Here is a 20,450-nt window from a genome sequence, read left to right as displayed (position 1 = left end):
CCTAGGAGCGGGTGCGGGTTTTTTCCCGACGGATCGCCCACACGAGGGCGACGATCACGAGGAGCAGAGCGATGACGAGTAGGACCAAGAGGTCCGGAATTCCGCTCGTCACGTTCGTGACCGACGATTCGACCCCGATCTGCTGATCGGGCGAGAGCAGGCCGCCGAGGTTCTGCGTGCCGTTCGTCGTGAGCAGCAGGATACCGATCCCGATGAACAAGATGCCGCCGATGAAGGAGGCGAGCGTCGTCTTGATCGGGCCGATCGAAAGCGGGCGGGGACGCAGCCAGCCGCGCTCACCGATCTTGAAGCGATCCCACAGGGCCGCAAGGATCACGAGCGGCACCAGCATGCCGAGGGCGTAGACCGCGAGCACGAGCGCGCCGTAAGCGGCCGAGCCGCCCAGACCCGCGAGCGCCAGCACAGAGCCGAGGATCGGACCCGAGCAGCCGCCGGCCACGCCGTAGGTCGCGCCCATGACGTACACGGCGATCCACCCGGCCGGGTTGCGGTCGCTGCGCGTCGACTCCGCGGTACTTGCCCGATCGGCCATCGTCGCGCCGGGCAGGCGGAAGGTCACCCCGAGCGCCATGAGGATACCGAGCACGATTACGAGGACCGCGCTTCCAGTAATGAGCCAGTGACGATACGTGAGCAGCAGGCGTCCGAGGCCACCCGCAATCGCGCCGAGCGGCACGAGAGTCGTCAGCAGACCGAGGTAGAAGACGCCGGTTTTGGCGAGGAGGTTCGTGCGAGACGCGAAGGCGTACGCGAAGAATCCGGGCAGTAGCATGGCGGCGCACGGGCTGAGGAGAGTCGCAATGCCCCCGAGAGCCGCGCCGGCGAGTCCAATATCAGTCATCGCCCGTCACCATACCTGACGAGTGGGGTGCGGTCGACGTGCGATAGCCGACAGCGAAGGCGTCTCGCAATGTGCTGGCGTCCGACATAGGGTAGGCGATGTGTCCAGTATCACGCGGAAAAAATCGGACACCGCCGACGTCCCCCGGGATGCCGACGGTCGCCCCGTCCTGCGTGACGCCTACGGCCGGATCGCCCGCGACCTGCGGGTTTCGCTCACCGACCGCTGCAATCTGCGCTGCACCTACTGCATGCCCGCAGAAGGGCTCGACTGGCTCCCGACCGACGTGACGCTCGCCGACGACGAGGTCTCCCGCCTCATCCGAATCGCGGTCGAGATCCTCGGAATCGAGGAGATTCGTTTCACGGGCGGCGAACCCCTGCTGCGGCGCGGACTGGAAAAGATCATCGCCGACGCGGCCGCACTCACCACCCACCGCGGGGGCGCGCCCGCCCTATCGATCACGACGAACGGCCTCGGCCTCGACAAGCGCGCCGCCGCCTTGAAGGCCGCGGGACTCTCGCGCGCCAACGTCTCGCTCGACACGCTCGACCCCGAACGCTACGCGACGCTCGCGCGCCGCGACCGCTTCCACGACGTCATCAAGGGGCTCGAGGGCGCGAAGGCCGCGGGCCTCGGCCCGATCAAAGTCAACACCGTCCTCATGCGCGGCGTGAATGAGGACGACGCCGCGCCGCTGCTGCTGTTCTGCCTGCAACACGGTTACGAACTGCGCTTCATCGAACAGATGCCGCTCGGCCCGCCGCACACGTGGCAACGTGCCGATATGGTCGGCGCCGACGAGATCCTGCGTCGGCTATCCGAACGCTTCGAGCTCTCCCAAGAGCCCGCACCCCAGGGCAGCGCGCCCGCCGCCGTCTGGCAGGTCGTGCCAGGCGCGGACCATCCCGCCGGAAACGTCGGCATCATCGCCTCGGTATCGCGGCCATTTTGCGGCGCCTGCGACCGCACCCGACTGACCGCCGACGGCCAGATGCGCACCTGCCTGTTCTCCCGCACCGAGACCGACCTGCGCACCCCGCTGCGCGACGGCGCAAGCGACCTCGAAATCGCCGAACTCTGGGCGGGCGCCATGGCCAAGAAAAAGCCGGGCCATGATATTGACGATCCCACCTTCATCCAGCCGGGCCGAACGATGTCCGCCATCGGCGGCTAAAAGGAGCACCCATGACCGACCTGCGTATCCGCTACTTCGCCGGCGCGGCCCAGGCCGCGGGCACCCACGAGACGACCGTCGCGGTCGCCGACGGACAGACCCTCGCGAGCCTGTGCGACACCCTGGCCGCCGGAAACGAACGACTCGAAAAAGTTTTGGCCGTCTCCTCATTCGTGATCGACGGCGTCGTCACGAAGGACCGAAATGCCCTAGTCTCCAAGGCCGCCACGCTCGACATCCTGCCCCCATTCGCCGGGGGATAACGCTACGGGCAGTTCGACCACTCGTCGGTGCCGTCCGAAAACTTTTGCAGCTTCCAGATCGGCAGCCGCGCCTTCACCTCGTCGACGAGCTGAATGAGGCACGCGAATGCTTCGGCGCGATGCGAGGCGGCGACGACCGCAACCAGGGCGTCATCGCCGATCCCGAGTTTCCCGATGCGATGGATGACGCCGAGCGCATGTACGTCGAACGCGTCGGCCATATCGCACGCGACATCCCGTATGATCTGATCGGCGCTCGGATGACCCGAGTATTCGATCGCGTCGACCGCGCGCCCGCCGTCGTGATTGCGGACGGCGCCGCAAAACGTCAGGATCGCGCCAGCCTCCTTGCGGGTAACCGCGTGCTGCAAGGCGGCGACATCAATGGGGTCGGAGGTGACCTCAGCGGTAACAACGCGGGCGGACATACGATGGAACTCCCAGGCAGACGTGAAAGGAACGGATGACCATCACCGTACCGCTCAAACGCGCAACAGTCCCCTTGCGCGCCGAGCAGCACGACCGCTACCTGCGCACGCTGCTCGTCCCCGGCATCGGGGTGGCCGGCCAACAACGCCTCCTCGCCGCGAATATTCTCGTCGTCGGCGCGGGCGGGCTCGGCTCGCCCGTCCTGCTCTATCTCGCGGCCGCGGGCGTCGGTCAGATCACCGTCGCCGATACCGACGTCGTCGACGTGACAAACCTCCAGCGCCAGATCGTCCACTCCCGCGAGAGCGTCGGAAGGCGAAAAACTGCCTCCGCCGCCGGCCGGATCTGCGGCCTCAACCCCGATATCGCCGTTACCGAGCGCGGGTTCTTGACGAGCGAGGATATCGACGAGGCGGTCGCGAGCCACGACCTCGTCATCGAATGCTCCGACACCTTCGACACGAAGTTTTTAGTCGCCGACGCGTGCGCTTCCGCCGGGGTCCCGCTCGTGTGGGGCACGATCATCTCGACGACGTACCAGGTCGGCGCGTTTTGGACCCGACCTCCCACAGGGCTGCCCGCGACCAGCCTGCGCGACCTCTACCCGGCCGCACCGCCCACGGGATCGACGCCGTCGTCCGCGGAAGTCGGCGTCCTCGGCGCCGCCTGCGGCCAGGCCGGCAGCGCGATGGCGACCGAAGCCGTCAAACTCATCACCGGCCTCGGCGAGCCGCTGATCGGCCGCATCCTCATCGCCGACGTCGCCGCTGCCCGGTGGAATACGGTGGAATACGTGGCCGCCACCCGCGGCCAGGAAGCCGAAATCGCTCACGCCGAAGCGATCATGCGCACCGACAAGCCCGCCATGCCCGATGACGACCTGACCGAAAGGCTGCCATGAGCTCCATGATTACCGTCGAAGACCACCTCAGCCAGGTGCTGACCGGCGCGCAGGCGCTGCCGACCGAGACCCGGCCGATCGCCGACTGCCACGGGTTCGTCCTCGCGACCGACTGCGCCGCCCGCCTCGCGGTCCCGCCGTTCACGAACTCCGCGATGGACGGCTTCGCTGTGATCGCCGACGATGTCGCCGCCGCGAGCAAGGACACCCCCGTGCAGCTGCGCGTGACCGCCGACATCCCCGCGGGCGCCGCCCCCGACAGCGAGGTGGTCGCCGGCACGGCGCAGCGCATCATGACCGGCGCGATGCTGCCCGCGGGCGCGAACGCCGTCGTCCCCGTCGAACTCACGAACATCCCGGCCGGCCCGCACGAGCTACCCGAGACGATCGAGGTGTACGAGCCCGTCACGCCCGGGCGGCACGTGCGCTCCATCGGCGACGACGTGGCTGTCGGCGCCGAGATCGTCACCGCTGGCACGCGCCTATCCGCGGCGGCGCTGTCCTCGCTCGTCTCGGTCGGCTACGGCGAACTCGAGGTCTACCGCCGCCCCCGCGTCGCCGTCCTCGCGACCGGCGAAGAACTCGCCGAACCCGGCGAGACACCCGCCCCCGGCCATATCCCCGACTCCAACACGACGCTCGTCGCAGGGCTGCTGCGCGAAGCCGACTGTGAGGTCGCGCGCGTCGCGCGCACCGGCGACACCCCCGCCGACCTCTTCGCCGCACTGCAGGACGCCGCCGCCAGCGCCGACCTCGTCATCACGACCGGCGGCGTGTCCGCCGGCGCCTACGACGTCGTGAAAGAAGCGACGGCCGGCGCGGGCATCACCTTCTCCAAGGTCGCGATGCAGCCCGGCAAACCGCAGGGCCACGGCCTCATCGAAGCCGCCAACGGCCGCCGCGTCCCCATGCTCTGCCTGCCCGGTAACCCCGTCTCCGTCTTCGTCTCCTTCCAGATGTTCGCGCGCCCGATCCTCGCGCTGCTCGCGGGCCAGGGCCTTGCGGCGGCGACGCATATTCACGCCCGACGGATGGCGACGACGACCGTCGGCTGGAAGGCGCCTGCGGGCCGCCGCCAGCTCGCGCCCGTCCGGCTGACCGAGGCCGAACGCCCCGGCGACCTGCCGACGATCATCCCGACGCATCGCCTCGGCTCCGGCTCCCACCTCGTCGCCTCGCTCCACAAGGCCAACGCACTCGCCGTCGTGCCCGAAGAGACCGACGAAGTCGCCCCCTGGGATGTCCTGGAGGTCATCGAGCTGTGAAATTCACGCATCTGAACGAGGCCGGCGCCGCCTACATGGTCGACGTGACCGCAAAACAACCGACCGTGCGCGAAGCGACCGCCGTCGGCGAGGTCACCGCCTCGAGCGAGGTGCTCGACGCGCTGCGCGAGGGCCGCGTGCCCAAGGGCGATGTGCTCGCCGTCGCCCGCATCGCCGGCATTGCCGCCGCCAAACGCGTCCCCGACCTCCTCCCGCTCGCGCACACGATCGGGGTGCACGGCTGCGAGGTCGGCGTCGAACTCCTCGCCGACCGCGTCCGCATCACCGCGACCGTCCGCACTGCCGACCGCACCGGCGTCGAAATGGAAGCGCTCACGTGCGTCACTGTCGCGGCGCTCGCGGTCGTCGACATGGTCAAGGGCGTCGACCGCTCAGCCGCCATCACCAACTGCCGCATCACCCGCAAATCCGGGGGACGCTCCGGCGACTGGGTGCGTCCCGGTGAGTAGCTTGCACGTGCTCATCCTCGGCGGCGGCACCGCGCGCCGGTTGGGCGGGGTTTCCAAGCCCGACGTGACGTATCAGGGCCGACGCTTGCTCGACCACGCGCTCGCCTCGCTGCCCGACGCGGTTACTGGCCGACGCGTCGTCGTCGCGCCGGAGACCGTCGCGGTGCCGGGCGACGTGCTGCGCACGCTCGAAGACCCGCCCTTCGGCGGGCCGGTTGCCGGCATCGCCGCGGGGCTTGCCGCACTTGCACCCAAGGACGACGACCTCGTCGCGATCCTCACGTGCGACGCACCCCGAGCGGGCGAAGCGGTCCCGACACTCCTCGCGGCCCTGACCGACGCCGACTGCGCGATTGGACGCGACGCGAACGGCCGCGAGCAGTACCTGCTCGGCGTCTACCGCGTCGCTGCGCTCACCGCCCGCATCGAGCAGTGGGGGAGGGACGACCTCGCGGGCGCCCCGGTGTGGAAGTTCATCTCGGCCCTGCGCGCGATCGTCGTCGACATGCCCGCCGAACTCACGCACGACATTGACACCCCCGACGACCTCACGGCGCACTAGCCGCGGCCCAGCTACTTTCGCCACAAGCCAATCGTCGCTTCGAACCGGTTCGCCACGTTGGCGACGATCCCATTCGACGCCAACGCCCGTTGAACATCGTCGTCGGACACTGAGCTGTCGCTCTCGCACCATTCCACGAGCCTCGCAGCCTCGCCTGCGAACTCGGGCTCGATCTTGCGCGAGGGCGCGTGCGCGCGCGTAGGCGAGAGCGACAGCACCTGCGTCGGACACGCCTTCACACACGTGCCGCACGCGACGCACCCGCACGACTGCAGATCGAGCGCGGGGGAGGCGACGTCACCTTCGGCCCGACGCGCCCGCCACGCCTCTTCGAGCAACTCGGTATCGGAGCGTGGCCCCGCGGACTCGCCGCCCGCAGCGACCCGCAGCAGCGACCGACGCGAGCGCGGCATCGCCGTCGCATCGAGCACCTCGACCTCGCGGCGTGACCGCAGCCGCGCGCGCAGCGGCAGCCCGACCTCACCCGGCGAAAAACTTTTTGGCCCCGCGGCAGGCTCCCAGGCGGCGACGACGGTCGCGACCCGCTCGGGCAGCGCCGCCTCGCCTGCGACGTACCAGCGAACGTGGCGAGCGGTTAGCATCTCAAGCCACGTGCGCTCACCGATCGTCTCCGGCCCGCCGGGCACCGCGACGACGACCGCCTCGGCGCTCGGCAGCTCCCTGCGCGCGGGCGCGCGCGCGATAGCTTCGTCGCCGACGAGCCACACGTCGGTATCCTCGACGAGCTCCGCCGCCCACCGAGTGAGCGAGCCAAACTCAGCGCGCCCCGCCTCTTCGGCGTGACGTGCCTCCTCGACGTCGCCCTGCTCGCTCACAGCGGCGCCGCGGCGATCGTGAGCCGACCGAGGTAGGCAATCCCGCGATGGTAGTGCGTCGCCGCAGCCTCACCGAACCGCGCAAAATACCGCGGCAGCCACTGCCCGGCATGCTCCGCCAAAAACTTTTCGTAGCCCGCCAAGAACCGTTCCGCCGGCTCCCCGCGATCGATCCGCTCTAGCGCCTCGGACAGCAAGAATGCGAGAAACTCCGCCTCAATCGCGACGTGATCCTCCGGCACCTTCATGAGCAGCTTGGACTGCAGCCCAAACCTCCCGATACGCCGCCCGCACCTGCCGCGTCTGTTCATCGAAGACGAGCCCGTCACGCGAGCGATGCACCGACTCCCACGGCGACGGATCGACACGCCCCGGCCAGGTCATCATCCGCTGATGCGCGAGCCGCAGCGCCGCCTCAGCTTCTGCCGTCTCGGAAAGCGCCGCGCTCATCCCGAACTCCTGGCACGCCGCCGCAAAATCCGCTCCCTGCAGCGGCCACTCGGCGAGCTGATGCGCATCGCGCAGCGCCGCGAGCGTCTGCACCTTCAACGAATCGGCAAACGCCGCAGAAATGACCGTCCACGCGATCGCGCGGTCAGCAATATCGGCCGGATCTACCGCCGACCAGTCCCGCGCAGCGTCTCCGGTTGTCGCGGTCTCACTAATCGGTGCCGACCTCCTTGGCACCAGCGCCCCCGGCACCGGCCTCCTCGTTCGCAGCCTTTTCATGCGCCCGCCCAGCAAGCTGCCCCAAAATATGACCGACGAGCGGCCCGACGACGCCAATCGTGTCCTTCACCCCACCGGGCGACCCGGGGGCATTAACAATGAGCGTCGCACCCTCCCCGCGCGCGGTCGCGCCAATGAGCCCCCGCGAGAGCGTCGCAAGCGGCGTCGCCGCAAGGCCCGCGAGTCGCACCTGCTGCGCAAGCCCGTCGAGCGGAAGCGAAATGAATGGCTCGCTTGCCTCGGGCGTGACGTCGCGCGGCGTAATCCCCGTCCCCCCGGTGGTGACGATGACCCGCGAGCCCGCATCGATCGCCTCCTGCAGCGCCGCCCGGATCAGTTCGACGTCATCGGGAACGACGACGACACGGTCCACCTCGACGGAAAACTTTTCGAGCTCGGTTACCGCGAGCGGACCCGAACGGTCCTCTGCATCGCCGCGCGAACAGCGGTCCGACACCGTAATAACCGCCCCGGGAATCGTCGTCGTCACATCGTCCTCGTGGTGTTCATTCGTCATACCTCGAGCCTACGCTGCGAAGCAGAAGGGCGATAACGTAGGGCCATGGAGAAACTCAGCGAAGAAGAAAAAATGGCCATCATGCACACGTGGCTCGACGACGTGTGCACCACCCTTGACCTCGACCGGACCATCCTCGACCGGATGACCCCCGAGATGCTCGACCTCATCCGCATCGTTGCCCACGGGCCCTCCCGCCCGGGCGCCCCCATGACCGCATTCCTCGTAGGCCTCGGCGCGGGTCAGCGATTCGGCCGTGCCGAAGCTGGCGCAACGGGCGAAGGCGGCGCCGCCGACCCGACCGAGGCACTGGCGACGCTCGTGCACGAGAACATCGACGCCGTGACCGCGCTGGTCCGCGCCAAGGAGAATGACGCCTGACGCGATGCCCGACCGGGGGCCCGACGCCACGACCGCGAACTCACTCGTGAACCTCACGCTGCACGACGACATCACGACCTACCTCGAGGTCACCTAAACGTCGAGGCCCTTGGCCACCCCAATGAGCACGGCCCCGATCCCGAGCGCGAGCGCTCCGGCAAAAATCGCCCGGCGCTCGCGCTCCGTCTTTGGCTCCTTCAGCCAATACAGCGCTCCGATCGTCGAGATCACGACGCCAAGCTGCGAGAGCGGGAATGCCGTTGCCACCCCAATGTGCTCGTTGTTCCAGACGAGCTGCGCGACGGCGGCAAGCCACAACGCACCGAGCCCGACGAACCCAAAGTATTGCCGACTCGACAGATCAGTCCGCCACGAACGCACGGGCACGCCGAGCGCGTGCAGGTGACCGCCACCGCGCGCGAGCGCCTCATCAAACCGGCCGCCCGGCAGCAAAGCGACAAGCGGCCGATCACCGACGCGCGCCGCGGTAAAGAACAGCGACCCGGTCAGCAGCCCGAGCGCCTGCGGGGCAATCGTGCCGAACCCGGACACGTTCGCGACCCGCATCATCGCCGGGTACCCGATGAAACACGCGGTCGCGAGCAGGATCGCGGGCAGTCCGTAGCGCAGGGCGATCACGGGATAATCCACCACGTCGCCCTCGCGCCGCGCGCCGCGATCCTCCCAGCTGATCGCCGCCGTCCCCGCGGTGATGATGGCGAGCGCGAGCCCGCCCACGAGGCGCGCCGACGTCGTCGCCCATTCCCCGTACCCGATGACCCCGAACAGGGCGAGCCCGACGAGCTGCATACCGGTCGTGAGCGGCAGCGCCCGCGAAATCCCCACGGCCTTAAACGCCCACAGCAGGAAGTAGAGCCCACCGGACATAAGCAGCCCCGACACGTACGCGACCGCTGCCCCCGCGGGCGTCATCTCGGGCCGCACGAGCGCCACCACGACGACGGACAGCGCGAGCGCACCGGTCGACATCCCGATGAGCTGTTGGCGCAAATTGCCGCCGATCCACGGCGTCAGAAGGTTCGTCAGCCCCCACATGAGCGAGGGAAGGAGCGCGAGGACAAACGTCACCAGCCCATTTTACGTACGCCGCGCGCCTCCTACTTCATCGCGTTGTTGCCGTCGTCCTGAGCCTTCTTCAAGGCTTCCTCGACGGGCACCGACCCGAGGAACATTTCCTTCAGCGTGTCGTTGAACGCCATCATGCCGGCGTTGACCTTCGCGCCGACGGGAGCCGGAATCGTCTTGCCCTCCGTAGCCTTCTGGAACTCGGAGACGTCGACGCCCTTTTCCTTCCAGAACGCCTCGTACTCGGCCTGCGCGTCGACGACGGCCGGGAATGCGGCACCAGAATCGGCGAGCGCGAGCTGGCCGTCCTTCGACGCGAGCCACTTCAGGACCTTAATCGTCGCTTCCTTGTTCTTCGTCTCGGCATTACCGAGCGCGGCGACGGAGTGCACGACGGACACGCGGCCCTCCGGCCCCGCCACCATCGGGGCGATGCCCCACTCGAAGTCGGCGTTCTCGCTGATCTGCGGCAGCGAATATGGGCCGGACTGGAAGAGCGCAAGCTTGCCCTGGACGAACAGGTCGCGCGCGAGATCACCGTTCTGGTTGGTATCCGCCGCGGACGGTGCGACGTGCTCCTTGTTCACGAGATCGACGAGGTACTGGAACGCGCCCACACCCTGCGGCGTATTGAACGCGAAGTTATCGCCGTCCTGGAACTTGGCGCCGGCCTGGCCGAGCCAGTCGATGTAGATCGCCTGCAGGTCGGCCTGCGAGTTGAAGCCGAACTGGGCACGCTTGTCCGGGTTGAAGCCATCCTCGCCGGGATGCTTACCGGCATCGTCCTTCGTGAGCTTCTTCGCAGCCGCGATGAGCGTATCGCCCTCGCCGCCACCCGGCGCCCACGTGAGGTTCGCGGGGTCAACGCCCGCTTCCTCGACGAGCTTCTTGTTGTAGAACAGCGCGATCGAGTCCCAAATCTGGGGCACACCCCACAGCTTGCCGTCGCGCTCATAAAGCTTCGCGGTCGATTCCACCCACGCGTCGTGATCGTTGCCGACGGCCTCCCCGATATTGAGCAGGTTGCCGTTATCCGCGAGCAGACCGAAGTTCGACGAGTTCGTCCAGAAGATATCGGCCATGTCGCCGGACTGGATGTCGAGCGGGAGCTGCTCCCAGTACTGACCCCACGGGATGACCTCGACGTTGACCTTAATGTCCGGGTTATGCGAGGTAAACGCGTCGAACGACTCCTTATATGCCTTTGCGGCATTCTCGTCCCACAACCTAAACGTCACCGTCGTCGCGCCGGTTGAACCTTCCTTTTCCCTACCCGTCGTCTCCTTCGACGAGGACGATCCGGGTGAGCACGCCGCGAGCCCCAGGGCTAGTGCGGCGAAACTCGCCGCGATCACTTTAGATGTACGCATGTGTCAACCTTCCACTCGTCTTGTGCTCTTTCGATCTTCTCCCACTTCACGTCATCGGTGTACCCAAAGTAGGCAACGTTTGCGCAACAATTGTGCTAACGCAGTCCCGACAAGCCAATCGAGCGCGTGATCTGTCGCTGGAAGATGAGGAACAGGATGATGAGCGGCAGTAGCGCGATCGTCGTTGCGGCCATGACGAGGGTCCAGTTCGACGAGTACTGTGTTTGCAGGCTCGCCGTCGCGACCGTGAGCACGTTCCATTCGCGCTTCGGGGCGATCACTTTCGGCCACATGAAGTTGTTCCAGTGGCTGACGACGGTGATGAGGAGCAGCGTGGCGAGGATCGGCTTGTTCATCGGCAGCATAATGCACCAGAGCCGACGCAAGATTCCCGCGCCATCGATCCGCGCCGCGTCCATGATCTCCGTCGGCATCGAGCGGAAGTTTTCCCGCAGCAAAAAGATCGCATACGGCGACCCAAACATGAAGGGCACGACGATGCCCCAGAACGTGTTCTTCATCCCCGCCTGCGTCACCATGACGTACAGCGGAATGATCGTGACGACGGCCGGCACCATGAGCGTGGCGAGATACACCCAAAACAGCGCATCGCGCCCCGGGAACTCGAGCGTCGCAAACGCATAGGCCGCCAGAATCGAGGAGAACATCTGCCCGATCACCATGACGGCAACGACCTGCGCCGTCACCGCGATCGGCACGACGAAATTGTGCGAGCCCGAAAACAGCTGCGTGAAGTTATCGAACGTCATCGGGTTCGGGGGCGTGAGCGGCGGCTCGGTCGCGAACTGGCGAGGCGTCTTCACCGCCGTCATGACCGACAGCAGGAACGGGCCGATCACCATGAGGACCGACGCGATCAGCATGAGGTACGTGAGCGCATTCGCGGCCCACGTCGCGCGCGATTTCGAATGATTCTTAGCCATATCACGTCATGTCGTAGGTGATTCGGCCGGAGAACCAGCGCTGTTGAATAAGGGTGACGACGACGAGCACGACGAACAGGCAAAATGCCATCGCCGACGCGTGGCCGATGTTGTTGGAGACGAACGCATCCTGGTAGATCCGCGCCGCGATGACATCGGTGGACCCGGCCGGATACCCGGTCGCCGACCCGGTCAGACCGTAGACGAGGTCGAACACCTGGAACGAGGAGATCACCGACGTCACCGTGACGAAGAACGTCGTCGGCATGAGCAGCGGCAGCGTGATCGACCACAGCGTCCGCACCGGCCCGGCGCCATCGAGCTTCGCCGCCTCGTACACGCTCGACGGGATCTGCTGCAGCCCCGCGAGGAAGAACAGCGAGATATACCCGACGGTCGACCAGACGGACACGAACGCGACGGCTGGCAGCGCGAGGCCCGGATTACTCATCCACTCGATACGCCGCCCGAGGATCGTGTTCAGCGCACCTTGCGACGGGTCAAACACCCACCGCCACACGACGCCGAGCGCGAGCGGCACACACACCCACGGCAGCACGAAGATCACACGCATCCAGCCGGTGCCCGGCAGCTTGCGATTAATCGCCACCGCGAGCAGCAGCCCCAAAATGATCGACGTCGGAATCGACATGAGGACGAACGTCAGCGTCACCCAAATGGAGTTGATGAGCTTGGTGTCCGAAAAAAGGGAGACGTAATGATCGAGCCCGACGAACGTCGGCGGCGAGATGAGGTTCCAGTTAAACAGCGACAAAATGACGACGAGAATGACCGGAACGACGAGAAAAAAGCCCACCCCAATGAACGAGGGGATGAGCAGTGCATAGGCCGACGCCGTTTGTCTGCGTCGCGCGCGGCGATAGCCGGGGCGGTCTTTCGCTTCGATAGCGGCTGAACTCATGGACACTCCTTAGCTGTCCACACAATACCGCCGATAGTGAGACGCTGCACACGGCACGGCGCTAGCCGGCGCGCTTAAACCACATGATCTCACCAGGCATTCCTGCCAGCGCGCAGGCCTTGCACAACAGCCCCTCGCGCGGCAGCCGCATCCGGTGGAATTCGCGCCCGCATGCGCACACGCCGCGGTACTTCGGCGGGACGCGCGGCGCGTCCCGGCCGACGCTGACCGAGGCGGTGCCGCCGAGCGAGCGCGCCACGTGTTTCCAGATCGGGCCGTGCCCGGCCAAGGGTCCCGCGATCGCGTGCGCGACCTCGTGAATAACCGTGTCCTTCGCTTCGGCCTCCAAATACAGGCGCATGAGATGGCGCGAGACCGTGATCTTGTGGTGCGTGTAATTGCACAGCCCGGCTCGCCGGGTGGCGCGGTCGTAGCCGAACGTCCAGCCCTGCAAGTCATGCTCGCGCATGAGGGTGAGGGCGAAGTCGCGAAGTTCGTTCAGGTCCACGCCGCTACGCTAACCCCTTGGAGCCCAGGCCCTGCAGGTTATCCACAGCGGTGTCGTACACATGTCATCTTTCGACGTGCGCCCCCACACTTGGTGTCTGATTAATTGGAAGTACTCAAGAAAGGAATCGATATGGTCACCCTTGGTCTTATCCTTCTCATCCTCGGCCTGCTCCTGAAGGGCATGTCTATCCTCGTCACGATCGGCCTCATCCTCCTGGTGGTGGGACTGATCCTGAACCTGGTGCCGATTGGCGGCTCCACCCGCAGAGTTTGGTAGCTGCCCCCGCAGCACTCTCAAACCCCTGTCCACTGGAGGCCCCGACGATCATCGTCCGGGCCTCCAGTGGTAAATCGCTCCGCCCCCTGGCAAGATGGCTGCATGGATACTGCACGTGCTGATCGCATCGAAGCCGCTTTACGTATCACTGGGATTGCCATCATTGTGTTGGGATGGTTGCTCAGTGTTTTTGGTGCCAACGTCGACAGCATGCTCGCAGGCTACGCTCAGGGGAACAATCCCATGGGGGCCTCGGCTTTGTCGTCGATCTATTCGATCCTTGGCCCCGTTCTCAACACCGTTAATGGTGTCGTTCTGGTCGCCGCGTCTCTCGTCATTAGGGCGCTGAAACCCAGTTCGTGACCGTCGAGTGATCAGCGAGATTCGTAGTTCTGCGTGCGCGCATTCTGGGTCCAGTAAGGGAGTACTGCGGCAGGTTGCAGGAGATGTAATCCTGGTGTTTGTCGATGTTGGCTGGCCTGAACGGGGCGTTTGTCTGTGCTTGGATAAAGGTAGCCCGACAGAATCGAGCACGATACTTCTGGGCTAATTCGGACTTCGTGGACACTTGCGTTAGTAGGCCAGCGTTCGCGGAAAGGTGGCTAAGAGCAGACCAGAGTCAGAGCAAGAAACGTCGTGCTTAGACGGCGGAGCATCGACGGGAGGTGGCTCGGCTGGTAATCGAGAGTCAACATCCGGGGACGCAGGTCGGTCGCGAGCTGGGTGTCGGTAAGCAACACTTGGAATGCTTGATTCATGTTGAACGGCCTCGGTAGGCCGGGGAGACAGCCGATGGGCTTTTCCGCAAATTGTGTATAAGTGGCTTTTGTGTCGCTCTCTAAGGTCAGTGATTCGATTATGCGGTGGCCATGGTTTACGGGTCACTCGTAGCCGTCCGCGGTGTCGGTGTCGGTTGTAGACATCCTCGATCCACCGGGGTGTCCCTATGCTGGTTGTCTAGCCGCTGCAGAGATTCGAGACTCGTATAGCGTGCCTATTCTCGATGCGGTTCGTCCCGCGGCAACGAGGCCGGCAGCAATGAAGGCTGCTCCGGCCGAAGGCGCTTAGAGCGCTGCGAGCTTTTTCCTGATGCGCTGGGCGCTGACCTTGCCGCGGGTGCCGAGTTGTTGGGCGAACAGTGAAATCCGCAGCTCTTCGATCATCCATCGGACTTCGCTCAGGGTGCGTTCGCGCTGCAGATCGATTGGCAGGCCTTCGGCGGTGCGCACAGCTTCGTCGTACTCGTCGACGATTTGGGTGACTTGCCAGGCAGCGGTCTGATCGCCGTGGACGTTGGACTCGGCTCGCTTAAGGCGTGCGGCGGCGCCGTTGAGGTAGCGGGCGATATCACGGATGCGATCGGCGCCCGTGGCGGAAATGAAGCCGGGGTAGACGAGGTCGGCAACCTGCTCGCGCACGTCCTGGACGGTGTGCAGCAGGGCGAGGGAGTTCGCGGCTTTGACGGCTGCCAGCACCTCGCGCTGAGCGTTGAGCACCTCGACGACGCCGCCGAGCACGCGGTAGAGCTCATCCTCGATACGCGCCTTGACGTGGGCGAGGAGGGACTCGAAGTCCGAGCGCGTCATGGGGGAGCGGGGCACGCCGTCCGGGGCTGTTTCGATGAGGTGGCTGGCGGCGGCGAGCTGGGCGTCGGCGACGAGCGCCTCCGTGCTGGCGTAGGGGGAGGCGGCCAGGGCGAGGGCCTCGGCGCCTGTCCAGCGGGAGGTGACGCGCCCGAGCGGGAGCGCCGAGTTCAGGGCGACGAGGCGCGCGATGCCGGCGGCGTGGCGGGCCGCCTGCTCACCCGCGTCGGCGAGGATGCGCAGGTTCGCGCTGTAGGGTGCTTCGCCCTTGATTGGCCCGGCCGCGACGAGGGCGGGATAGCCGCGCACTCGCATCCCGTGGGCCGTGGTCGTCTCCACGTGTACGGGCAGCGTGGGGTAATCCGCCGGCCACTGCGTGAGGCCAACGATCTCGTCGATGGCGGACTGGTCGGGGGTGGCCGGTGCGGCGCTCGCGTTCGATGCCGCAGGGGCCTGCGCGGCAGGCTGCTCGGCGAAGGCCGCCCGCACCGCCGAGGCAACAGCGTCGCGCGAGGCCGGAGCGAGCCGCCGTTGCAGATCGGCAAGATCCGTCCCTTCTTCGAGCACCGCACCGCGCTCGGAGATGACGCGGAACACGACCCTCAGGTGGCTCGGCAGCCGCTCGACGTCGAATGAGTCGACTGGCACCTCAATCCCGCTCACCTGCTGGGCGAGCCGCGCCACCACCTCGAAGAAGCTCGGTGTCTCATTACCGTCGGCGTCAATCCCTCCCGACACCTCGTCGTAGTCCGGCAGCAGCGAGCGCAGCGTGCGCGCCGTCTCGGGCGCGGGCACGAGGTGCTTGCGAATGGGCTTCGGCAGCGCGCGAATCGCCGCGACCGTGAGTTCCTCCCAGTAGCCCGGCACGACCCAGGTGAACGGGTTCGGCCGTACCTGCCCGAGCACCGCCGCAGGAATCGTCACCGTGATCCCATCGGCATGCGCCCCCGGCCGGAACTCATACGACAGCGGCAACGTAATGTCGCCCTGCGTCACCTCGGTGGGGAAGTCCGCCTCGTCGATCTCATCGGCATTGGGCAGCAGGAGCGACGTCGGATAGTTCAGCAGCTCCGTGTCCTCGCGCCGCGCGCGCTTGAACCACGCGTCGAAATGCCGCGTAGAGACGATATCGTCGGGGATCCGCTCGGCGAAAAACTTTTCGCGGGTCTCCTCGTCGGCGAGCAGATCTAGGCGCCGCGTGCGTTCGGCGAGTTTCCGGGCGTCGGCGAGGACCTCCTCGTTGTGCTTGACGAACGGGTGGAAGGTGCGCCATTTCCCGTCGACGAGGGCCTCGCGGATGAACATCTCGCGCGCGATCTCCCGCGCGGCATCCGTCCCGACGCGCGTGAGGGGCACGACGCGGTCCGCGATGATGGTCAGGCCGTAGAGCATCACTTTTTCGTGCACCATCGCCGCGCCGCGCTTGGCCGACCAGAACGGCTCCGAGTACTGGCGTTTGATGAGGTGCTCGCCGCACTCCTCGATCCAGGATTCGTCGATGCGAGCGACGGTGCGGGCGAACAGCCGGCTCGTTTCCACGAGCTCGGCCACCATCACCCACGAGTAGCGCTTCTTCGCGAGGCCAGAGCCCGGCCAGACGATGAAATGAGTGCCGCGCGCACCGAGATAATCGCGTTTTTTCTCATCCCAGCTGCCGACGTTCGACAGCAGGCCGACCAGCAGCGAGCGGTGGATCGCATCGGCGCTGGCTGTGTGTTCTGCCGCGGTGGTGGCGATGCAGGCCATGGCGACGTCGCCGCCGGCCTCGATGATGTCGCGCGAGCTCGGCAGCGACAGCTGGTGCAGCCGCAGGCCGAGCGGGCGGGCGAGCTGCTGCAGCTGGCGCACGACATCCTGCCATTCGCGGAAGCGCAAATAGTTGAGGAACTCGGCGCGGCACAGGCGCCGAAACGCCGAGCTGGACAGCAACTGCTGCTGTGTGCGCAGGTAGCGCCACAGGTTCAGGTAGGCGAGGAAATCCGACGTGGGGTCGGTAAAGCGGGCGTGCAGCGGGTCGGCGACGTCGCGCTTTTCGGTGGGGCGTTCGCGCACGTCCTGACACGACAGGGCGGCTACGATGACGACGATTTCGCTGACGCAGCCGGCCTCCTTGGCCGCGAGCACCATGCGCCCGAGGCGCGGGTCGATCGGCAGCCGGGCGAGCTGCTTGCCAACGGGCGTGAGGCGCGCGGGCGAGCCGGGGGCGCCGTCAGCGAGCGCGCCGATTTCCGTCAGCAGCTGGACGCCGTCGCGCACGGCCTTCGCGTCGGGCGGATCGACGAACGGGAAATCGGCGACGCGCCCGAGCCCGAGCGAGGCCATCTGCAAGATGACGGATGCGAGCGAGGTCCGCAGGATTTCCGGCTCGGTGAACTCCGGGCGGGAGTCGAAATCCGCGCGCGAATACAGCCGGATGGCGATACCGTCGGCGACGCGGCCGCAGCGCCCCGAGCGCTGGTTGGCGCTGGCCTGGCTGACCGGCTCGATCGGCAGACGCTGGACCTTCGTGCGGCTGGAAAACCGCGAGATGCGGGCGTTTCCGGGATCGATGACGTAGCGGATGCCGGGGACGGTGAGCGACGTTTCCGCGACGTTCGTCGCGAGGACGATGCGTCGCGATTCGTGCGGCTGGAAGATCCGATGCTGCTCGGCGCTCGACAGGCGCGCATACAGGGGCAGAACCTCGACGGCGTCGGGACGCCGGCCGCGCTGGCCGCCCTGGCCCGCCGGAAGATAGCGGTCTTTCAGCATGTCGCGCAGGGCCGCGTCGGCGTCGCGGATGTCGGCCTCGCCGGCGAGGAAGACGAGAATATCGCCCGGGCCCTCGGCCATGAGTTCGGTGACGGCGTCGCAGATCCCGGTGACCTGGTCGACGTCCTCTTCCTCGCGCACCAGCGGCCGATAGCGGATCTCGACGGGATACGTCCGCCCCGAGACCTCGATGATCGGCGCGGGTCGCCCGGCGGCATCGGCGAAATGTTCCGCGAAACGCTCCGAGTCGATCGTCGCGGAGGTGATGATGACCTTCAGGTCGGGCCGACGCGGCAGCAGGCGCGTGAGGTAGCCGAGCAGGAAGTCGATGTTGAGGCTGCGCTCATGGGCCTCGTCGATGATGATCGTGTCGTAGCGCCGCAGGTCTGGATCAGACTGGATTTCGGCGAGCAGGATGCCGTCGGTCATGAGCTTGAGCAGCGTCGCCTCCGAGACCTGCTCGGTGAAGCGCACCTGGTAGCCGATGACGCCGCCGAGCTGCGTGCCGAGCTCATGCGCGATGCGTTCGGCGACGGAGCGCGCGGCGATGCGCCGCGGCTGCGTGTGGCCGATCAGGCCGGTGATGCCGCGCCCCAGCTCGAGGCAGATTTTCGGCAGCTGCGTCGTCTTACCGGAGCCGGTCTCGCCGGCGACGATGACGACCTGGTGATCGCGGATCGCCGCGGCGATATCGTCGCGGCGGGCGGATACCGGCAGCTCGGCGGGGTAGGTGATCTCGGGGATCGCCGCGGCCCGAACGCCGAGTTCCTCGGGGGTGAATGCTCGCGGCCCGGTGGGGGCAGAGCGGCGCCGACGCGATCCGCGCCCGCGCCCACGACCGCGCTGCGGTTCGCGGGCACGCTCGGGGGACGGCGGATTGTCGGGCATGCGCTCCAGTCTGCCACGTACGCCGGGCAGGCGCGGAACTCTTTTTCTCGCCCGTACCTGCGCCACGCGCGGGGACGCGTGGCAACGATTCTTCGAGCTCAAGCAGGCCCAGTTCGTCGAGGAATTCGGCAATGCGGACCTGCTGCCCGACGATGCTCCGCCCGACGTCAGATTCGCCGACGCTGCGACCGCCGAGGATTTCGAGGCTCTCGACCCCGCACGCCTCGTCGGCACGTCCGGAATCAATCTGCCGCTGGTCGCCAACACCACGAGCGCTGACCTGCACGTCTGGATCGACCCCGCCTGCCGCGGCCGCGGCCTCGGCTCGGCCATCATCGCCACCGCCAGCGCGTCACTCGTCGACGACGGACGAACGCGCCTCACCGCGTAGACGTGCACCGCGCCCTGCGATCCCGCCGACCCCGACGCCGCGCGCCTCGCCGAGCTGACCGAGTCCAGCAGCGCGCTGGCCGCCGCCATCGCCGATGCGCATCGCGACGACTACGAGCTGTGCCACTGGCAAAGCCCGGCCCCGGACGACCTCCTCGCCGCCGTCGCGGAGAAGCGGAAGGGGAGTGGCGGTCCTTTTTCTACGACGACGCCTGGCATGCGAGCCGCCAGCCGACGGTGACTAACTGACCACGCAGTCTCACGTGGCGGGCGATTAAGCGGAAAAACCTTTGTGCGGACCACACTGCCGCCATGAGCACCAGCACGTCGCACTCCTCCTCGACCGCTCCGGCCGGCTCCGACGCCGCGACCGAGCACAACGCCAAACTCGCCGTCAGCGTCTTCCCGGTCCTCGTGATCCTCGGCGCCGTCGTCGCCTATCTTGCCCCCGGCTCGATCGCCCCCGCGCTCGGCCCATGGGTGACGACGATGCTCGGCGTCATCATGTTCGCGATGGGCCTGACACTCACGCCGCCGGACTTCGTGCTTGTCGCCAAGCGCCCCGTGCCTGTGCTGCTGGGCGTCGTCGCGCAGTACGTCATCATGCCGCTCGCGGGCTGGGCGATCGCGACCGTCCTTGCGCTCCCGCCAGAGCTCGCCGTCGGCGTCATCCTCGTCGGCTGCGCGCCCGGCGGCACATCGTCGAACGTCGTCACCTACCTCGCGAAAGGCGACGTCGCCCTGTCGGTGACGATGACGTCGATCTCGACGCTGCTCGCCCCGATCTTTACGCCGCTGCTTGCACTGTGGCTCGCCGGCCAGCGGATGGACGTGAGCGGGTCGGCGATGGCGCTGTCGATCGTCAAGGTCGTCCTCATCCCGGTGATCGCGGGCCTCGTGCTGCGGCTGCTCATCCCGCGCGTCGTTGCGGCCGTGCTGCCGGCGCTGCCGTGGCTGTCGGTCGCGGGTATCACGGGCGTCGTCATGGCCGTCGTCGCAGGTTCGGCCGACAAGATTGCCGCCGCCGCGGGCATCATCATGCTCGCCGTCGTCCTGCATAACGCGCTCGGCTACGGGCTTGGCTACGGGCTCGCGAAGGTCACCTGCCAGCGCGAGGCGGCCTGCCGCGCGACAGCCGTCGAGGTCGGCATGCAGAACTCGGGTCTGGCGGCGACGCTCGCGGCGACGTTCATCTCGCCGCTCGCCGCGCTGCCGGCCGCGATCTTCTCCGTCTGGCACAACCTGTCGGGGGCGCTGCTGGCCGCGATCCTTCGCGCACGTCCCATCACCGACGAGAAGTAACGCGCGGGCGGTCAAGCGATGGCCCGGCCCGGGGG

24 protein-coding genes are annotated in these 20,450 nt (G+C 67.0%); 11 read left to right on the top strand and 13 right to left on the bottom strand.

Annotated features, from left to right (window positions below):
* Window position 1: 1 nt before the first annotated feature.
* On the bottom strand, window positions 2-862 hold the full coding sequence (locus tag BSZ39_RS01130) for a cytochrome c biogenesis CcdA family protein (RefSeq protein ID WP_073715560.1): 861 nt from the start codon (window positions 860-862) through the stop codon (window positions 2-4).
* A gap of 109 nt (window positions 863-971) precedes the next feature.
* On the opposite strand from BSZ39_RS01130, the gene moaA reads away from it, so the two are divergent.
* Together moaA and BSZ39_RS01120 are read left to right on the top strand one after the other, a co-directional pair.
* Window positions 972-2,039, top strand: a complete 1,068-nt coding sequence (gene moaA, locus BSZ39_RS01125) for a GTP 3',8-cyclase MoaA (protein ID WP_073715581.1) — start codon at window positions 972-974, stop codon at window positions 2,037-2,039.
* A gap of 11 nt (window positions 2,040-2,050) precedes the next feature.
* On the top strand, window positions 2,051-2,302 hold the full coding sequence (locus BSZ39_RS01120) for a MoaD/ThiS family protein (RefSeq protein ID WP_073715559.1): 252 nt from the start codon (window positions 2,051-2,053) through the stop codon (window positions 2,300-2,302).
* A 2-nt stretch (window positions 2,303-2,304) separates the two neighbouring features.
* On the opposite strand, the gene BSZ39_RS01115 is transcribed toward BSZ39_RS01120, so the two are convergent.
* Window positions 2,305-2,730 carry a molybdenum cofactor biosynthesis protein MoaE gene (locus tag BSZ39_RS01115; protein WP_073715558.1) on the bottom strand — a complete coding sequence of 142 codons (426 nt, stop codon included), beginning with the start codon at window positions 2,728-2,730 and terminating at the stop codon, window positions 2,305-2,307.
* Window positions 2,731-2,765: 35 nt separating this feature from the next.
* On the opposite strand from BSZ39_RS01115, the gene BSZ39_RS01110 reads away from it, so the two are divergent.
* The 4 genes from BSZ39_RS01110 to mobA are packed head-to-tail and all read left to right on the top strand — an operon-like array spanning window position 2,766 to window position 5,929.
* The gene (locus tag BSZ39_RS01110; RefSeq protein ID WP_073715557.1) at window positions 2,766-3,632 is read left to right on the top strand and encodes a HesA/MoeB/ThiF family protein; all 867 of its coding nucleotides are present in this window, start codon (window positions 2,766-2,768) and stop codon (window positions 3,630-3,632) included.
* Entirely contained in the window at window positions 3,629-4,897 is a 1,269-nt protein-coding gene (locus BSZ39_RS01105; protein WP_083602831.1) for a molybdopterin molybdotransferase MoeA, read from the top strand. The genes BSZ39_RS01110 and BSZ39_RS01105 overlap by 4 nt, the downstream gene beginning before the upstream one ends.
* A complete protein-coding gene (gene moaC, locus BSZ39_RS01100; protein WP_073715555.1) occupies window positions 4,894-5,367 on the top strand; it encodes a cyclic pyranopterin monophosphate synthase MoaC in 474 nt (157 codons plus the stop codon). Before BSZ39_RS01105 ends, moaC begins: the two co-directional genes overlap by 4 nt.
* The gene (gene mobA / locus BSZ39_RS01095; RefSeq protein WP_073715554.1) at window positions 5,360-5,929 is read left to right on the top strand and encodes a molybdenum cofactor guanylyltransferase; all 570 of its coding nucleotides are present in this window, start codon (window positions 5,360-5,362) and stop codon (window positions 5,927-5,929) included. The genes moaC and mobA overlap by 8 nt, the downstream gene beginning before the upstream one ends.
* 11 nt (window positions 5,930-5,940) lie before the next feature.
* Here the strand turns inward: mobA and BSZ39_RS01090 are convergent, their stop codons facing one another.
* Genes BSZ39_RS01090 through BSZ39_RS01075 form a run of 4 tightly spaced genes read right to left on the bottom strand, consistent with a single transcriptional unit; the run spans window position 5,941 to window position 8,011 of the window.
* Window positions 5,941-6,765 (bottom strand): hypothetical protein, encoded by an 825-nt coding sequence (locus BSZ39_RS01090; RefSeq protein ID WP_073715553.1) that lies wholly within the window; start codon window positions 6,763-6,765, stop codon window positions 5,941-5,943.
* Window positions 6,762-7,013, bottom strand: coding sequence for a molecular chaperone TorD family protein (locus BSZ39_RS14775; protein ID WP_073715552.1), 252 nt, complete (start codon window positions 7,011-7,013; stop codon window positions 6,762-6,764). Before BSZ39_RS14775 ends, BSZ39_RS01090 begins: the two co-directional genes overlap by 4 nt.
* Window positions 6,982-7,467 carry a molecular chaperone TorD family protein gene (locus BSZ39_RS14770; protein WP_073715551.1) on the bottom strand — a complete coding sequence of 162 codons (486 nt, stop codon included), beginning with the start codon at window positions 7,465-7,467 and terminating at the stop codon, window positions 6,982-6,984. The genes BSZ39_RS14775 and BSZ39_RS14770 overlap by 32 nt, the downstream gene beginning before the upstream one ends.
* Window positions 7,427-8,011, bottom strand: coding sequence for a MogA/MoaB family molybdenum cofactor biosynthesis protein (locus BSZ39_RS01075; RefSeq protein ID WP_073715550.1), 585 nt, complete (start codon window positions 8,009-8,011; stop codon window positions 7,427-7,429). The genes BSZ39_RS14770 and BSZ39_RS01075 overlap by 41 nt, the downstream gene beginning before the upstream one ends.
* A gap of 45 nt (window positions 8,012-8,056) precedes the next feature.
* Here BSZ39_RS01075 and BSZ39_RS01070 point away from each other — a divergent pair, with 45 nt between their 5' ends.
* Entirely contained in the window at window positions 8,057-8,392 is a 336-nt protein-coding gene (locus tag BSZ39_RS01070) for a DUF6457 domain-containing protein (protein ID WP_083602830.1), read from the top strand.
* Between the two features lie 93 nt (window positions 8,393-8,485).
* Here the strand turns inward: BSZ39_RS01070 and BSZ39_RS01065 are convergent, their stop codons facing one another.
* From BSZ39_RS01065 to BSZ39_RS01045, 5 genes are all read right to left on the bottom strand, one after another.
* Window positions 8,486-9,481 (bottom strand): GRP family sugar transporter, encoded by a 996-nt coding sequence (locus BSZ39_RS01065; protein ID WP_073715549.1) that lies wholly within the window; start codon window positions 9,479-9,481, stop codon window positions 8,486-8,488.
* Window positions 9,482-9,510: 29 nt separating this feature from the next.
* Window positions 9,511-10,848 (bottom strand): ABC transporter substrate-binding protein, encoded by a 1,338-nt coding sequence (locus BSZ39_RS01060; RefSeq protein WP_073715548.1) that lies wholly within the window; start codon window positions 10,846-10,848, stop codon window positions 9,511-9,513.
* A 95-nt stretch (window positions 10,849-10,943) separates the two neighbouring features.
* Window positions 10,944-11,792 (bottom strand): carbohydrate ABC transporter permease, encoded by an 849-nt coding sequence (locus BSZ39_RS01055; RefSeq protein ID WP_073715547.1) that lies wholly within the window; start codon window positions 11,790-11,792, stop codon window positions 10,944-10,946.
* Window position 11,793: 1 nt separating this feature from the next.
* Complete coding sequence (locus BSZ39_RS01050) at window positions 11,794-12,714, bottom strand: carbohydrate ABC transporter permease (protein WP_073715546.1); 921 nt, start codon at window positions 12,712-12,714, stop codon at window positions 11,794-11,796.
* Between the two features lie 61 nt (window positions 12,715-12,775).
* Window positions 12,776-13,222 (bottom strand): SprT-like domain-containing protein, encoded by a 447-nt coding sequence (locus BSZ39_RS01045; protein ID WP_073715545.1) that lies wholly within the window; start codon window positions 13,220-13,222, stop codon window positions 12,776-12,778.
* A 132-nt stretch (window positions 13,223-13,354) separates the two neighbouring features.
* On the opposite strand from BSZ39_RS01045, the gene BSZ39_RS14015 reads away from it, so the two are divergent.
* On the top strand, window positions 13,355-13,501 hold the full coding sequence (locus BSZ39_RS14015; RefSeq protein ID WP_169829078.1) for a hypothetical protein: 147 nt from the start codon (window positions 13,355-13,357) through the stop codon (window positions 13,499-13,501).
* 102 nt (window positions 13,502-13,603) lie between these two features.
* Entirely contained in the window at window positions 13,604-13,864 is a 261-nt protein-coding gene (locus BSZ39_RS01040; protein ID WP_073715544.1) for a hypothetical protein, read from the top strand.
* Window positions 13,865-14,565: 701 nt separating this feature from the next.
* Here the strand turns inward: BSZ39_RS01040 and hrpA are convergent.
* A complete protein-coding gene (gene hrpA, locus BSZ39_RS01035; protein ID WP_222842824.1) occupies window positions 14,566-18,723 on the bottom strand; it encodes an ATP-dependent RNA helicase HrpA in 4,158 nt (1,385 codons plus the stop codon).
* Here hrpA and BSZ39_RS14130 point away from each other — a divergent pair.
* A complete protein-coding gene (locus tag BSZ39_RS14130; RefSeq protein WP_222842823.1) occupies window positions 18,722-19,114 on the top strand; it encodes a GNAT family N-acetyltransferase in 393 nt (130 codons plus the stop codon). The genes hrpA and BSZ39_RS14130 overlap by 2 nt on opposite strands.
* Here the strand turns inward: BSZ39_RS14130 and BSZ39_RS13810 are convergent.
* A complete protein-coding gene (locus BSZ39_RS13810; RefSeq protein WP_158025061.1) occupies window positions 19,076-19,240 on the bottom strand; it encodes a hypothetical protein in 165 nt (54 codons plus the stop codon). The genes BSZ39_RS14130 and BSZ39_RS13810 overlap by 39 nt on opposite strands.
* A 185-nt stretch (window positions 19,241-19,425) precedes the next feature.
* Between BSZ39_RS13810 and BSZ39_RS01030 the strand changes: the two genes are divergently transcribed.
* Window positions 19,426-20,415, top strand: a complete 990-nt coding sequence (locus BSZ39_RS01030) for a bile acid:sodium symporter family protein (RefSeq protein ID WP_073715543.1) — start codon at window positions 19,426-19,428, stop codon at window positions 20,413-20,415.
* Window positions 20,416-20,450: the final 35 nt, after the last annotated feature.

Source organism: Bowdeniella nasicola, assembly GCF_001907295.1.
In the GTDB taxonomy this organism is placed as follows: Bacteria; Actinomycetota; Actinomycetes; order Actinomycetales; family Actinomycetaceae; genus Bowdeniella; species Bowdeniella nasicola.
This window is presented reverse-complemented; position numbering and strand designations above follow the sequence as displayed.

Bases quoted from the DNA above. Each gene is read 5' to 3' on its own strand.
- BSZ39_RS01050 (WP_073715546.1), bottom strand. From the start codon at position 12,714: ATGAGTTCAGCCGCTATCGAAGCGAAAGACCGCCCCGGCTATCGCCGC.
- BSZ39_RS01115 (WP_073715558.1), bottom strand. From the start codon at position 2,730: ATGTCCGCCCGCGTTGTTACCGCTGAGGTCACCTCCGACCCCATTGAT.
- BSZ39_RS01055 (WP_073715547.1), bottom strand. From the start codon at position 11,792: ATGGCTAAGAATCATTCGAAATCGCGCGCGACGTGGGCCGCGAATGCG.
- BSZ39_RS01130 (WP_073715560.1), bottom strand. From the start codon at position 862: ATGACTGATATTGGACTCGCCGGCGCGGCTCTCGGGGGCATTGCGACT.
- BSZ39_RS01030 (WP_073715543.1), top strand. From the start codon at position 19,426: ATGAGCACCAGCACGTCGCACTCCTCCTCGACCGCTCCGGCCGGCTCC.
- BSZ39_RS14015 (WP_169829078.1), top strand. From the start codon at position 13,355: ATGGTCACCCTTGGTCTTATCCTTCTCATCCTCGGCCTGCTCCTGAAG.
- BSZ39_RS01075 (WP_073715550.1), bottom strand. From the start codon at position 8,011: ATGACGAATGAACACCACGAGGACGATGTGACGACGACGATTCCCGGG.
- BSZ39_RS01105 (WP_083602831.1), top strand. From the start codon at position 3,629: ATGAGCTCCATGATTACCGTCGAAGACCACCTCAGCCAGGTGCTGACC.
- BSZ39_RS01120 (WP_073715559.1), top strand. From the start codon at position 2,051: ATGACCGACCTGCGTATCCGCTACTTCGCCGGCGCGGCCCAGGCCGCG.
- hrpA (WP_222842824.1), bottom strand. From the start codon at position 18,723: ATGCCCGACAATCCGCCGTCCCCCGAGCGTGCCCGCGAACCGCAGCGC.
- BSZ39_RS01070 (WP_083602830.1), top strand. From the start codon at position 8,057: ATGGAGAAACTCAGCGAAGAAGAAAAAATGGCCATCATGCACACGTGG.
- BSZ39_RS01110 (WP_073715557.1), top strand. From the start codon at position 2,766: ATGACCATCACCGTACCGCTCAAACGCGCAACAGTCCCCTTGCGCGCC.
- BSZ39_RS01060 (WP_073715548.1), bottom strand. From the start codon at position 10,848: ATGCGTACATCTAAAGTGATCGCGGCGAGTTTCGCCGCACTAGCCCTG.
- BSZ39_RS14130 (WP_222842823.1), top strand. From the start codon at position 18,722: ATGCGCTCCAGTCTGCCACGTACGCCGGGCAGGCGCGGAACTCTTTTT.
- BSZ39_RS01040 (WP_073715544.1), top strand. From the start codon at position 13,604: ATGGATACTGCACGTGCTGATCGCATCGAAGCCGCTTTACGTATCACT.
- BSZ39_RS14775 (WP_073715552.1), bottom strand. From the start codon at position 7,013: ATGAAGGTGCCGGAGGATCACGTCGCGATTGAGGCGGAGTTTCTCGCA.